General features: G+C 62.6%; 13 protein-coding genes. 2 read left to right on the forward strand and 11 right to left on the reverse strand.

Features of this window, described 5'->3' with window-relative positions:
* Window positions 1-28: 28 nt before the first annotated feature.
* The 9 genes from AC1AYR_RS09090 to pssD all read right to left on the reverse strand — a co-directional run bounded on the left by AC1AYR_RS09090 (window position 29) and on the right by pssD (window position 8,909).
* Window positions 29-700 (reverse strand): DUF1819 family protein, encoded by a 672-nt coding sequence (locus tag AC1AYR_RS09090; RefSeq protein WP_476512370.1) that lies wholly within the window; start codon window positions 698-700, stop codon window positions 29-31.
* A gap of 121 nt (window positions 701-821) precedes the next feature.
* A complete protein-coding gene (locus AC1AYR_RS09095) occupies window positions 822-1,682 on the reverse strand; it encodes an ABC transporter ATP-binding protein (protein WP_476512369.1) in 861 nt (286 codons plus the stop codon).
* A gap of 143 nt (window positions 1,683-1,825) precedes the next feature.
* Window positions 1,826-3,076, reverse strand: a complete 1,251-nt coding sequence (gene glgA / locus AC1AYR_RS09100) for a glycogen synthase (protein WP_476512368.1) — start codon at window positions 3,074-3,076, stop codon at window positions 1,826-1,828.
* 178 nt (window positions 3,077-3,254) lie between these two features.
* Window positions 3,255-3,725 (reverse strand): tripartite tricarboxylate transporter TctB family protein, encoded by a 471-nt coding sequence (locus tag AC1AYR_RS09105; protein WP_214315352.1) that lies wholly within the window; start codon window positions 3,723-3,725, stop codon window positions 3,255-3,257.
* A gap of 149 nt (window positions 3,726-3,874) precedes the next feature.
* Window positions 3,875-5,404: an MATE family efflux transporter gene (locus tag AC1AYR_RS09110; protein WP_476512367.1), complete on the reverse strand. Its 1,530-nt coding sequence runs from the start codon at window positions 5,402-5,404 to the stop codon at window positions 3,875-3,877.
* Between the two features lie 69 nt (window positions 5,405-5,473).
* Window positions 5,474-6,637, reverse strand: a complete 1,164-nt coding sequence (locus tag AC1AYR_RS09115) for a glycosyltransferase (RefSeq protein WP_476555164.1) — start codon at window positions 6,635-6,637, stop codon at window positions 5,474-5,476.
* Entirely contained in the window at window positions 6,637-7,854 is a 1,218-nt protein-coding gene (locus tag AC1AYR_RS09120; RefSeq protein WP_214315356.1) for a glycosyltransferase, read from the reverse strand. Before AC1AYR_RS09120 ends, AC1AYR_RS09115 begins: the two co-directional genes overlap by 1 nt.
* 58 nt (window positions 7,855-7,912) lie before the next feature.
* On the reverse strand, window positions 7,913-8,407 hold the full coding sequence (locus AC1AYR_RS09125; protein WP_476512366.1) for a glycosyltransferase: 495 nt from the start codon (window positions 8,405-8,407) through the stop codon (window positions 7,913-7,915).
* A 10-nt stretch (window positions 8,408-8,417) separates the two neighbouring features.
* Window positions 8,418-8,909: a PssD/Cps14F family polysaccharide biosynthesis glycosyltransferase gene (gene pssD / locus AC1AYR_RS09130; RefSeq protein WP_476512365.1), complete on the reverse strand. Its 492-nt coding sequence runs from the start codon at window positions 8,907-8,909 to the stop codon at window positions 8,418-8,420.
* A 318-nt stretch (window positions 8,910-9,227) separates the two neighbouring features.
* Between pssD and AC1AYR_RS09135 the strand changes: the two genes are divergently transcribed.
* Together AC1AYR_RS09135 and AC1AYR_RS09140 are read left to right on the forward strand one after the other, a co-directional pair.
* The gene (locus AC1AYR_RS09135) at window positions 9,228-10,685 is read left to right on the forward strand and encodes a sugar transferase (protein WP_476512364.1); all 1,458 of its coding nucleotides are present in this window, start codon (window positions 9,228-9,230) and stop codon (window positions 10,683-10,685) included.
* Between the two features lie 12 nt (window positions 10,686-10,697).
* Window positions 10,698-11,813 carry an LCP family protein gene (locus tag AC1AYR_RS09140; RefSeq protein ID WP_476512363.1) on the forward strand — a complete coding sequence of 372 codons (1,116 nt, stop codon included), beginning with the start codon at window positions 10,698-10,700 and terminating at the stop codon, window positions 11,811-11,813.
* Between the two features lie 15 nt (window positions 11,814-11,828).
* Here the strand turns inward: AC1AYR_RS09140 and AC1AYR_RS09145 are convergent, their stop codons facing one another.
* Entirely contained in the window at window positions 11,829-12,986 is a 1,158-nt protein-coding gene (locus AC1AYR_RS09145) for a glycosyltransferase family 2 protein (protein ID WP_476512362.1), read from the reverse strand.
* A gap of 68 nt (window positions 12,987-13,054) precedes the next feature.
* On the reverse strand, window positions 13,055-13,879 hold the full coding sequence (locus AC1AYR_RS09150; RefSeq protein WP_476512361.1) for a glycosyltransferase family 32 protein: 825 nt from the start codon (window positions 13,877-13,879) through the stop codon (window positions 13,055-13,057).

Below are 13,879 nucleotides of genomic sequence, written 5' to 3' on the forward strand. Positions count from 1 at the left end.
TCGCCGGATGTCGCCGTGGACGGATGCTCTAGCGTTCCCTCATCGGGAAGAACATGAATGATTCCGGCCTGTTGCCTAGGATACCGGTCACGGTCCCGCTCAGCAGCGAAGGGCGCAGCGTGTCATCGGTCTTGTCGACCAATCCGGCCTCGTTCATGGCCTGGAACAGGTTCGACCGTAGCTTGTTCGCCGTCGCCCGGCTGAGCGCCTCCAATTCGGGATGCCACATCGCCTTGGCGAGGATGAACCGGTCGTAGTCGTCGCGGGTCACGGTCGGCATGCCCATCAGGTAGCGGTCGCGCAGCACTTCGCGGGCGAACTCGCCCACGAGAGCGTAGTAGCGACACATCGCCACCCACATCAGCGCCTGACGGTCGTCCGGCAACGTGTCGGCGTCGGCCAGACAGCGCAGTTCCGTTCCGGTGAGCGTGCTGAGCCGTTTGATCACCTCGCTGACCATGCGCGCGCCCGCGGCCTGCGTGCGCACGACGAGCACGTTCTCGTCGATGGCGCGACGCCGGACCCGCACGGCCCGCTCCCCCAGTTCGCCGTCCGATTCGCGCATGCCGGCAAGAACATCATCGTCCACGAGCAGCGCGGCGATGATATGCCCCTGCGGGGCGAGCAGGCCGCCGACCGTGAACGACAGACGATAACGCTGCCCGCTCTGCATGACCTCACTACCGTATGAACCTGGCATTCACCGCTCCTCGCGTCCTGCTGCACCCCATGTGACAAGAATATTCCAGACTACGCTTCGGGTGGGATATGCCGCCGTCACTGATGATGTGCCGTGCGCTGCCGCCGGCTGCCGGTCACCGTCACACCGCGTAGGCGGCCCAGCGGTTGTGGGAGTGCTCCACCTCGATGGGCATGCCGAACAGGTCGGACAGGCGCTCGTCGGTCAGGCCCTGCTCGAGCGGACCGGTGTAGACGATGGTGCCGGCACCGGGATTGCCCATCGAGTCGACGCCGTTCTCGGTGGCGTCCTCGGCGGGAATCGGCTTCCTGCCCATGATGGCGATGTGGTCGAATCCGGCGGGAATCTCCTCCAGACGGTGCGTGACGAGCACGACCGCACGATCGGAGTTCTCCTCGCCGATGCGGCTCAGCGTGCGCATCACCTGTTCGCGGCCGCCCAGGTCGAGACCGGTGGTCGGCTCGTCCATGATGAGCAGCTCCGGGTCGCCCATGAGCGCTCTCGCGATGAGCACGCGCGTGCGCTCGCCCTCCGACAGTCTCCACATCTCCTTGCCTTCGAGATAGCTCACGCGGAAATCGCGCAGCAGCCCGCGGGCACGTTCGTATTCCGTCTCGGTGTATGTGTCTCGCCAACGGCCGGTCACGGCGGAGAGTCCCGTCACGACCGCGTCGAGCGGATCCTCGAATTCGGGGAACTGACGTCCCAGATCGGCGGAGGCGAGGCCGATGCGCGTGCGCAGCTTGAACACGTCGTATTTGCCGAGCTGGTGGCCGAGGATGAACACGCGGCCGCAGGACGGGAACGTGCGTGTGGCGAGCATGCCGACGGCGGTGGATTTGCCGATGCCGTTCGGCCCGAACAGCACCCACCGCTCCCCTGCGCGAATCGTCAGGTTCACATCGGTGATGATGACGCGGCGGTTGCGGCGGAATTCGACGTTTTCGAGCTGGAGTACGACGTTGTCGGAGGAATGGGACATGGATCTAAGCTCCTTGTATACGGTTCGCCCCCGCAGGCGGGGGCTGTCGACACGAGTCGGCCGGGGCGGCATCGGGGAGTATGCCACCCCCAGTCACGCTTCGCATGACAGCCCCCGTCGGCGGGGGCGTTCCAGGGTTCGGCTTACTTGTTCTGCTCGGCGAGGACGTCCTCGTAGACCTTGACGGTCGCGTCGGCGATGGACTCCCAGCTGAACACGTCGCGGGCGCGCGCGTAGCCGGCCTCGCCCATCTTCTTCGCGAGCTCCGGGTCGGCCATGACCTTGTTGATCGCGTCGGCCATGTCGTGCACGAACTTGTCCGGGTTGGTGGGCGTGCCTGTGCCGTCGCGCAGCTGGTCGATTGGCACGAGGTAGCCGGTCTCGCCGTCGACGACGACCTCGGGGATGCCGCCGGTGGCGGAGGCGACGACCGGCAGGCCGCACGCCATGGCCTCGAGGTTGACGATGCCGAGCGGCTCGTAGATGGACGGGCAGATGAACGCGTCGCAGCCGTGTTCCAGCGCGGAGAGCTCGTTCTTCGGAAGCATCTCCTCGATCCAGATGATGTTGCCGCGCTTCTCGTCGAGCTCGGCGAAGGAGTTCTTGACTTCCTCCATGATCTCCGGGGTATCGGGAGCGCCGGCGCACAGCACGACCTGGACGCCCGGATCGACGAAGTGCAGCGCCTTGAGCAGGTACGGCAGGCCCTTCTGACGGGTGATACGGCCGACGAACAGCAAGGTGGGCTTGCTGCGGTCGATGTGGTAGCGGTCGAAGACGCCCCAGCCCGGATCGTCGTCCGCCGGGGTGGCGAATTCGGACATGGTGATGCCGTTGTACACGACGACGACCTTGTCCGGGTCGAGGTTCGGGTAGGCGGTGAGAATGTCGTTGCGCATGCCGCCGGACACGGCGATGACGCGGTCCGCATGCTCGTAGGCGTCCTTCTCGGCCCAGGAGCTCAGGTTGTAGCCGCCGCCGAGCTGTTCGCGCTTCCACGGGCGGAACGGTTCGAGCGAGTGGGCGGTGATGACCAGCGGGGTGCCGTGCAGCATCTTGGCCATGTAGCCGGCGAGGCAGGCGTACCAGGTGTGCGCGTGGATGATGTCGGCGTCCACGTCGTTGGCGATCTGCAGGTCCACGCCGAAGGTCTTCAACGCGCCGTTGGCATCCTTGAGTTCGGCCGGGGTGTCGTAGCCGACGACCTTGAGGGAGCCCTTCGCCTCCGCCGCGTTCGGGATGGCGGGGACGTCGGCTTCGGTACGCGGGCCGTCGAACGCGCGCACGGTCACGTCGATGCGTTCGGCGAGGACCTTGGACAGCTGTTCGGCGTGGACGCCTGCGCCGCCGTAGACGTGCGGCGGGTATTCGCGGGTCAGAATGTCAACCTTCATTGGTTTCCTACCTCTCTTTCCGGACGGAAATTCAAGCAATACCCACTCTACGGCACGACATACGGAAAAACGCACAACCTTCGTCGTGCGTTTTCCGTGATTTGCGTGCGGGGTGCGTCACGTGGGCGACGCGACGCCGGTTCCGCCGGTTTTCCGTTTCCGTCGATCTCCGATTCCGTCAGACGGCGGTGCCGTTGGAGTCGAGGTTGGGGTTGTGCTTCGAATCGCCGGCGGTGAAGAACAGGCTCACCACGCCCACGATGAACACCGCGGACACGGTGGCGATGAGCCAGATGGGGCGCGCCGCGCTCGGCAGCCACATCACCACGAAGAACGCGATGATGGCGAGCGTGATGAGCGTCCAGCTGCCCACGCGGAACCATTGGCGCACCGAATGCGGCGCCTTGAACGCCTTGGGATCCTTGTAGTTCGGGTTCGTGGTCAGCGTGGTGTCGGTCTCCGCGATGCTGCCGCCGCTCGGCTTCCACGGGCCGAGGGATTCGCCCTCCTGCAGCCTGCGGGAACGCTCCTGCAGCTGGTATTCGTCGATCATGCCGGCACGGCCACGCCCGCGCGTGGAGTCGTACTGGGAGGGGATACCCCTGCGCGTCGCCTTCGCCTTGGCGCGACGTTCCGCTCGATTCGGCATTGGAACCACTCCTTCATCGTTCTGTCGATGCCGTCCCGGCCGTATCCGGGATGACTGCCCAATGGCACTGCGTGCTACTTTACCCCAGCATCGGCCCGCATCATGCAAGGAACTCCGCATTCGGGAACGATGTCCGTCACCTTGCACCGTCAGACGGCGCGCCCCATCTTCGCGCGGATCAACGCGAACACGTTCCGTCGTTCCTCTCGATTCAGGACAATGAACAGGCACGCCGCCCCGGCCACCGTCGCGCAGACGGCGGCGGAGACGACCAGCGTGACCCAACTATCCACGGGCAGCAGCGCCTTGTACAGCACGCACACCGCAATCATGGGAACCATGCACAGGTAGGTCTTGCCGATGGCGACGGCGAGTTCGCGACGCCCGATGTCGATGCATTTCGTGGCATACCAGGGCATGATGACGGCGTTCTTGATGATGTCGATCACGCCCTGCACGACGATGATCGTCCAGATGCCCCATGAGGTGGTCGCCGCCAACGCCAGCACCGCCACCACGTTGAGGATGCCGCTCGCCAGGAACACCAATGCGGGCACCTTGAGACGGTTGGTGATGATGAACACGTTGTTGAGCAGCACGGACGTGCAGGACGGCATCATCACGACCAGCGACAGCGCGGCCATGTCCTGCAGGAACCCGGCGTCCTGCCCCGGCACCCAGATCTCGAAGAAGTTCGTGCCGAACACCAGCAGGTAGCCGATGGGCAGCATGTAGAGCAGCCCGGTCATCTTGATGGACATCAGCAGGAACGCGTTCATCTCCCGGTATCGCCGTTTGGCGTAGTACTGCATCGCCTGCGGCGCGAAGATCGAGGCGAGCAGGACGATGATGTTCAGGATGAAGTTCGGCATGGTCTTGGCGACCGAATACTCGCCCGTCACCCGCGCACCGACCAGCAGGTTCGCGAGATAGATGCCCAACGCGCACAACAGCACGTAGCTGAGTTCGTTGACGGAGTTCCATGCTCCACCGGCGACCAGTTCCCGTACCGCCTTGCCGCTGAACCGCGCCTTGCGCAGTCCGAGCTCCGGCGTCATTCTTCTTGTGTAATACAGGTTGGCGATGCAGTTGTAGACGGCGACCACCAGCATCGTGGCCGTCACGTAGTAGATCTTCGGGTCGAGCGCCACGAACAGCACCACCAGGAGTCCGGCGCGGATGGCATTGCCTTCGATGTTGCGCAGGGCGCTTTTGTCCAGACAGTTCCGCACGTAGTACACGCATCCGAACACCGATAGCACCAGGCTGAGTTCGGTGGCCAGCACCGAGAACAGGAACGTCAGCTGCACGTCGTGGATCAGATTCGCAGGCACGTCCATCAGCAGCTGGGGGAAGCATGAGAACAACGCTCCGGGGACCGCCAGTGCCACGGCCAGGATGGAATCGGCGACCAGCACAGAGGCGAAGTACACGTTGGCCTTATGGAAGTCGCCGCGGTTGTATTCCAGGCTGATGAAGCGGCTGGCCACGGAGTTCAATGCCGCCGTGAAGATCCCCGAATACCCCACGATGCTGTTCACCAATGGGATGAAGCCGTAGGCGGTGATGCCGAGCGTGTGGATGATGTACGGGGTCAGCACGAAGTTGACGCCGACCTGCACGGCGAAGGCCAGGCTGGTGGCGGCGGCGTTGACCGCGAGCCTTCTCTTGTTATCCATGACGGCCTTTCCTCAGACAACCATCCACCGCTCCCGGCATGGAATACCGGAACACGGCGATGATATCAATCATCGTGCCCGCGCATGCTCAAGATAGAACCGCTCCACCTCCCGGGCGACGTCGGCCACGTCGAAACCGGCCGCGCGCAGCTGCCCCGAATGGTCGGCCCGCGGCGTCGAGGCGATCATGTCGTGCAATTCGTCCGCCCATGCCTCGGCCCCGTCGTCCAGGTCCCGGAAACGGACGAGCCCGACGGTGTCCGCGGTGGTGGTCATGTTCGTAGAGGCGAGACAGGGCAGTCCCGAGCATTGCGCCTCCTGCAGCACGATGGGGAATCCCTCGTGCAGGGAAGGCAGCACGAACGCGTCCATGGCCTGATAATAGGGTGCGACGTCCCTATGGTCACCGCCGAGCATTCTAACCCGATTGGAAAGACCACGCTCGGCCGCGTGACATACGATTCGCTCATGCAACGGTCCGTCACCGACGATTGTCAACAGGGAATCCGGATGCTTGCGATGGTATTCCGCGAACACATCAACGAGGAAGAGCGGGCTCTTTTCTTCTCTCAATCGTCCGCAATACCCGATCACCGTGGTGTCCGCACCTATGTCCAGCTCCGCGCGCACCTTCTCGCGCGCCGACGCATCGAATGCGAAATGCGCCGTATCGATGCCGTTCCTGATCCACCGATAGGGCTTGCCTGAAAACATGAACTGCGCGGCCATGTCCGAACAGGCAAAGAAATCGGTAACGGAGGTATTGATGTCATGGCGAGCAAATATCGTGTGCGCAACGGCTTCGAACCGCTGCTTCAGCGGACGGTCGGGGGAGTAATTGAGCGTACCGCTATTATGCGAATGCAGGATGCGCAGCGGTATGCCTGCCTGTTTCGCAACGGCCAGTGGCGTTGCATAGGGAACATTCGCATGGACATGAACCCCGATGATTTCAGGGTGTGCCCGATAGAAACCGGGCAAGGTCTGCCGCGCGCCGAATGGCCCTGAACGAGTCACCCGGTAGATATGGCCGCCTAAGGAGAGGATTTCATCTTCGAAAGCCAGTGCCGGGGCCTCACGGTCGGCAAGAAAGTCGAATTGGATCTTCTCCCTATCGATATGCCGATAGAGGTTCATGATGAACGTCTCCGTACCTCCGAAAACCGGTGACATACCCCACTGCAGAATCCGTATCGGCGATGCGGTCCGATGACAATCAGCCCTCGCCATCATCAGGCATCCTTTCCCTCAAGAAAAGCGTAGAAGGGATCGGGCCAGTGCGTCTGCCCGGAATTCTCCTCCTGCAATGCACGCCGCATATCGTGCCGCATCTCCGGGTCCGCTTGCAGCCGTGCGATCGCCGACGCGATGGACTTCGCATCCGACTCGCACAGGAATCCCGTCACCCCATCCCTAATCTGCTCGCGGAACGCCGGGATGTCGGTCGCCACCACCGGGGTGCCGAGGATTCTCGCCTCCTGCACCGCCAGTCCGAACCCTTCACTGCGCGAGGTCTGGACATAGCAGTCGGCGTTCGCCACATACGGATATGGGTTGTCAACCGAACCGCACAGCGTCATGCATCCCTCCAGACGCGCATTGGCGATCATACGGCCGAGATGACTGCGCCGACTTCCATCGCCGAATACCAGCCATCGAAACGGCACGCCCATCTTGTGCAACTCCGCGGCCGTCCTGATGGCGAGTGCCACGTTCTTCTCCGGGGATAGGCGGGCGAGCGTCACGATGGTGATGCCGTCGAAGTCCACGCCAATCCCACGAGGAGACGCAACCTGCTCCAGAGCCTTTTTGCGGATGGCCTTAACGTCAATCGGGGTGTACAGGACCGACGTTCTGGTGGAGAACTCCGGATATCGGGAGTCCATCACCTGCTTTACGGATTGCGAGACACAGAAAATACGGTCGAACCGATGCAGGTACGGATGGCTTTCGGGCATCCATCCGAATTCGGCATCATGCACCCAAGTCGCTTTTCTCAGAGCGGGAATCGCTGCGGCTATGGCGGTTTCAACGCAACCATACCCCTGAAAGTCCAATACGACGTCGAATGTTGTTTCGGGAAGACCGGCAAAATGCCGAACAACATAGTCATACGATACATTCAAATTCCTTGTATCGCCGAACAGCCGGAGCATCCTCCGAGCCAGCGACGACAGTCTACCTGTTCTCAGGCGAATCGTCTTCGCGCCCAGATGCACGTAAATCGGATAATTCCCAATGAAACGGGCCGCCAGTCCATGTATACGGGGACGGACCACACGCACGCTCTTGGGGATGAGCTCGTGAATAACATCCTCACGTCCCTGCCCGATCACCGTGACGTCATATCCTCTACCCTCAAGAAGCCTGAGGACGCGGCCCGCCGCAACTTCGACGCCTCCCCTGTTGTCGCACCGCACGCACACCGCGACGCGCAATGGCTCACTCATGTTTCAACACTCCTCTTCCGCGTGACGGCAGACCATTCATTCAATCGTTCGCCAACGGTTAGCTCTCGGCGAGCAACCCGTCCATCTCGCGGGCGAACCGTTCGCAGAACCTCTCGTTCTCCGAAGGCAGGTGACCCGCGCCTTCCGCCGTCATCCTCCGGCTCCGTTCGATGCCGTCCAACAGGTCCGCGATATCGTCTACGACGACGATGTCGCCGAACCGCCGTTCGACCATCATGGCGAATTCGGCCTGATGGTCATTGACGTGCTCGCCATACTCCTGTCTTCTCGGCACCACCACCGGCACCGTGCCGGCGTCCAACGCCTGCAGAAAACTGGACGGCCCGCCGTGCGTGATGCAGACGTCGGCCTTCTGGAACATGCGCCGCATCTCCTCGTTGTCCAGGAAGGACGTCCACCGGCAATGCTCGGGCTTGTACGTCGCATAACCGGTCTGGATGAACACGTCCTCGTCGATCTTCCCGGCCCCCTTCAATTCGTCGACGGCCCGAATCAGCCGGTCGAACGGCTGCTCATGAGTTCCAACAGTCACGAACATCATGTCAGAACACACTCCCTGCGTAGATGCTGCCTGGATACACAGCCGTCATTTCGGGCCATTGCACGAAGATGCGGTCGGCCACGGGACGGACCAGCCGTCCGGTCAATGTCGGCTTGTCGACGCGGTCGAAAATCTCGATGAACGCGGTTCTCATGCCGAGCAGTTTGCCCACGTAGAAGAACGGCACCGCGACCGCCGCACCGGTGGAGACGATCAGTGCGGGACGTTCCCGCCGGAGCACCTTCCATGCCAGCCATGTGTTTCGCAGCAGGTTCGGGATGTTCCGGTTGGTCGGGTAGAAGCAGTGGTAGATGCGTTCACCCTTCAGCAGACTGTTCGCATCGGGTTTGTCGAACGTCACCCAGAAGCGCTGCCTGCCGCCCCACCACGGCTTGAGCCTGTGCAGCTGCGCAAGATGCCCTCCGCTCGAACAGACCAGACATATCTTGGCCTCCGGATACTCCACTTCGAATCTCCTCTCGATGCCGTCCATCGCTACGAAACAACGTAGGGCGTCCACCTATCGGGCAGTGTATCAGTTACCCCCCCCCCCCCCCCCCCCCCCCCCCCCCCCGACGCAGTCGACGTCCACCTATGTGCCGCAATGCCCGGCACCATAAGAAAGAAAACCGTTTTCACAACGTTTGTCCCGACATTACAAGCTTCAGGCAAAACACCATCGTGGGTACCAGTTCCCCCTTATAGCTATGAAACGAGTATCATCGATTGAGACGAGAGAAGGCACACACCACCTCTGCGTGAGGAAGAAACATGCAGGGTACGTAATGTGCCCGTCGCAGCAGGAGGAGTCATGCCGGCACAGCCAGCCGAGCCACAGCGGGATTGGACTGTGGCGGCCGCCGTATCCAGCACGTTCGATGCGATATGGACCGCCTGCTGCGCGTACGGCGTGCTTATGGCGGCAACCACCTTAAACCCGGCCATGCGTTCTCTCTCCATCCCGTATGCAGCCATCGTCCATCCACTGATGTGGGCGCTGGCGTGGACGGCGGGCGCGTGGGAAAGCCACCTGTATTGCCGGCATGTCATCGGTCGGCGGGCCTCGACCCGGCATGCACTGGCCGTCACCGCCGCCCGCTGCCTGATTGCGATATGGGTGATCGGACACGTGCTGTCCTCAGGAATCCCGCCGCTGCTGGATCTGGCAATCGCCGTCCTCGCCCTGACCGGCTGCGCGGCAGCGCATGGCATCATGCGGTTGGCCATCGCCCGCGGTTCCCGTCGCCGCCGGTTCACACGCAGGGCTCTGATCATCGGCACCCCCGGTTCGATTCGTGGCACCATCGCCCGGATTGACGCCGATGCCAAGTCGGGTTGCATGCCGGCGTCCGTCTGCATCGTACGTCCGAGGGACTGCCGCGGCGTCGCCGATGCCGCCGAAGACGATACCGTCGTGACGCTGCCCGTCGTGACGACGGACGCCGCCCGACGTGCCGATTACACGCCCGATTGCGACCTTGCGGTTCTGGCACCCGACCTGCAGCCGACAGACCCGGACGTGCAGGGCCTGCTCGTCCGCTTGGAGGCCAACGATTTGGACGTCGTCTGTCTGTCTGCTTCGGCCATGTTCGCGCATCACATCGCCAAGACGGACAATCTGGACCCCTGCGGCAATCTGACGCTCCGGCTCCCCCAATACGAACTGCCACGCCGCGCGGCCAAACGCCTGTTCGACATCGTCGTCGCCACGATCTGCCTCATTCCTGCGGCGCTCATCATCGGCGTGACCTCCCTCTTCATCCGTCACGAGGACCACGGCCCGGTCTTCTTCCGGCAGCAACGCGTCGGGCTCAGGGGACGCACGTTCGACATGCTCAAACTGCGCAGCATGCGCATGGATGCCGAAATGCTCAAACCCACGCTCCGGCAGAACGCATATGAGACCAACACGGCCTTGTTCAAGCTGAAAAACGATCCACGTCTGACGCGGACGGGACGCATCATCCGGCGCCTGTCCATCGACGAGCTGCCGCAATTGTGGAACGTGCTCAAGGGCGACATGAGCATCGTAGGCCCCCGCCCGCCGCTGCCGGACGAATTCGCCTCCTACGACGACCGGTACGCGCTTCGCATGCTCGTCAAACCGGGACTCACTGGGCTATGGCAGGTGTCCGGGCGCAGCGACCTCGATTTCAAGACCAGCGCCGACCTAGACGTGGCGTACGTGCAGAACCACAGTCTCCTCGGAGACCTGTCGATCCTGCTGCGCACGGCATGGTCCGTCATCGGCGGCAAAGGCGCATACTGAGGGAGGCGGATCATGGACAACGACATCATCGACGACGAATCGCAGGACGACGACGCGACGCCCAGACACGCGGCGGCACGGCGACGCTCGCGGAAACGGACCATCATACTCGTAGTCGCGGCGTTCCTGACCATTCTCGTCATCATTCCCGTAAGCCTCGCCGTCGGGTTCATGACGTATCTGAACACGACGATGAGCGTGTCTGACGAAACGCGCGCCGCCCTGTCGCAGCCCGGCAACACCACGGACGACGCGTCGCAACCGTTCTACAGTCTGCTGGTCGGCACCGACCGCCGGACCGAAACGGAGAACGGGCGCAGCGACACGATGGTCCTCGCCCGGGTCGATCCGGAAGGCGAAGGACGCATCGACCTCATCTCCATCCCCCGCGACATGATGATCGACCTCGACGGGCATACGGCCAAACTCAACGCCGCATACTCGATCGGCGGATCGGCCAAAATCATCAAGGAGGTCCGCGCTTTCACCGGCGTACCGATCACGCATTACGCCGAAGTCGACTTCGACAAACTCGTCGAGGTCATCGACCTGCTGGGCGGCGTCACCGTGGACGTACCGGAATCTTTCCAGGAGGGCAACAGCGGGGTCAGCCTCAATGCCGGAGAGCAGACCCTGACCGGAGAGCAGGCGCTCGGCTTCGCACGCGAACGCTATAACGTCTCCGGAGGCGACTACAGCCGCATGCAGGCGCAGCGGCTGATCCTCACCGCCGTCATCCGCCAGTCGCTCGATATGCCGGCCGACAAGCTGCTGAACATCATCCGCACCATGGCGCAGGGCGTGAACACGGACATGTCGGTCGCGGACATCGCGGCATTGGCCAACCGGTTCCGCGGCAAGTCGCCGGCCATCGGCAGCGCGTCGACGCCCAGCTACGCGTTCATGGACCATGGCGTCAGCTACGTCGGCGTCGCATACGACGAATGGCGGACCATGATGCAGCGCGTCGACGCGGGACTCGGTCCGAAGGACGACGGACAGACCATACCGGAACGACAGCTCGAGAACGAACAGCTGGGCAGCGCCGCGAACGCCACCAGCCCGCGCGACTACCGGCAGCTGATGGAACAATCCCTGAACAGCGGCAGCATCGCCGGCGACGAATAGGCAGAAGACGGCGCTTTATGCCTGCTCCGGCCATATGCAGTCATGGGTCCAGCTGAACAGACGGTACCGTCCATAATCATGGTCACGCAACGCACGGAGAAGGTCGGCATAATACCCATCCACATCCCGCAACACCGCATCGGGGAAAAACTCCTCCAACAAGGCGATCTCGTACCGGAACACCGCGATTTGAATCCGTCGGTCGAAGCCAATGGTACGGGTGAAGTTGCGCACCACCTGCATGAGGAACAAACCGAGCAGACGGGATGAACCGAAATCGGCATGCAATGTCCGCAGATCCCGCAGGCATTGGTTGGTGACGTACACAGTATCGAGGCTTTTCACTGACCGAAAATACGTGTGCGAGATGGATGCCGTATTGACGCGATACCGGTACACCGTCCGGGGGATGCAGTGCATGCTCTCCGCCAACGTGCAGACGATGAACGCAATCATGGTGTCCTCGAACCAATACCCCTCGGGGAATTGGAGGTCGGTGAACAGATCGGCCCTATAGAGCTTCCCGCAAGGATATCCGTTCGGCTCCGTGGAGACCGTGTCCCCACCCACACGCGTTGCACCGGCGAATCGTTCCAGATTCCCCTGCACGATATCCGCACGGGATTGCGCTGCGGCGTCAAGCAAAGCATCGACCGCCCCAGGGGCCAGCTCGTCATCGGAATCAAGGAAGGTGATGTACCGCGCGTCAAGATGCCGAAGCCCGGCGTTCCTGGCACCGGAGAACCCCTTGTTCTCCTGGGTGATGACACGTATACGGCCTGGGTGGTCCAGTTCGAGGGAGCTGGCGATGTCTCCCGTCGCATCCGTGGAACCGTCGTCGACGATGTCGATGCGATATGAGTACTTGGTCCGTTGGTCCAGCACCGATTCGACGCATGCACGCAACGTCGCTTCGGCGTTGTATGCGGGCACGATGATCTGCAGGTCGAGGTCCGATTCCGTGTCACGGATGGCGGGCTGCTCACGAATGGCCGAAGTCCGCGGATCCACGCTCAGCGTCTCCAGCTTCTTCGAGCTCTCATGCAACGGCGGAATCGGCAGGATTCGCGAGATGCGCGGCATCATCCACCGGTAGATCGCACCGTTCAGATGGGTCGCCATGGCCGCTTTCCGCAGCAGTTTCCTCACCATCATGCCCGCGCCCAAACGCATCTTCCGTCTCCTTCCCGTCCCCTGCCGACGATGTCCTCGCAATCGGACAGTGTCGCGCCCCGACAACACTACTTCCGCAACCGTCCCGCAAACCAGACGCGGACACGGCCCAACGCCGCGCCCACACCGTCGCGTCGGACGGCACGCGTGAACACGGACGCATGGTACAGCAGTACACCGAACCTGCCGAACCGTCTTCGCAACGCCTGCTTGGACGCGTAGTCGCGTTTTTCCTCGTCCGTTTTCCACGACGCCGCGAAATGGTGGATGGACACGGTCCTGTCGGTCATGTGAAGCTCCCCCGTCTCCGGGTCCATCGGCGACATGACCTCCGCCGGAAGCACCATGCAGTCCGCATCGTCGAGGACGCCTGCGGCCCCACGGTATCCGACCTTCCGCATGCCGCGCGTATTGCGGACCGGGCATGCGGTGAGGTCATACGCGCCCGTTGCAGTGAGGAATCGGGCGTCCCGGTATTCCTCCAGCATGGCCCTGACCGCGGGATGATGGGGCGTCGCGGCGAATCCCACGCCCGTGTTGACGCGCCCGGGACGTTCCTCGCAGACCACACACGTCATACCCGCCAACAACTGTTCCAACGGCGCCACCACCTCGACATCCGTGTCCAGGTACACGCCGCCCTCATGCTCGATGACCCACAGACGCACGTAATCGGACACGAACGCCCACCGCCCGGCCTCGTACGCCTCACGCACGTACGGCACCTGCGACACGTCGAAGTTCGATTCATCCCATCGACGAATCTCGAAATCGGGGCAGTACCACCGCCAGCTGGCGATGCACGCCTCCGCCTCCTCGGGCAGCGGACCATGTCCGAACCAGCAGTAGTGGATGACCTTGGGGATCGTGGTCCCTTTCGCATCGGCGGTCAT

This window comes from Bifidobacterium sp. LH_417 (genome assembly GCF_056357035.1).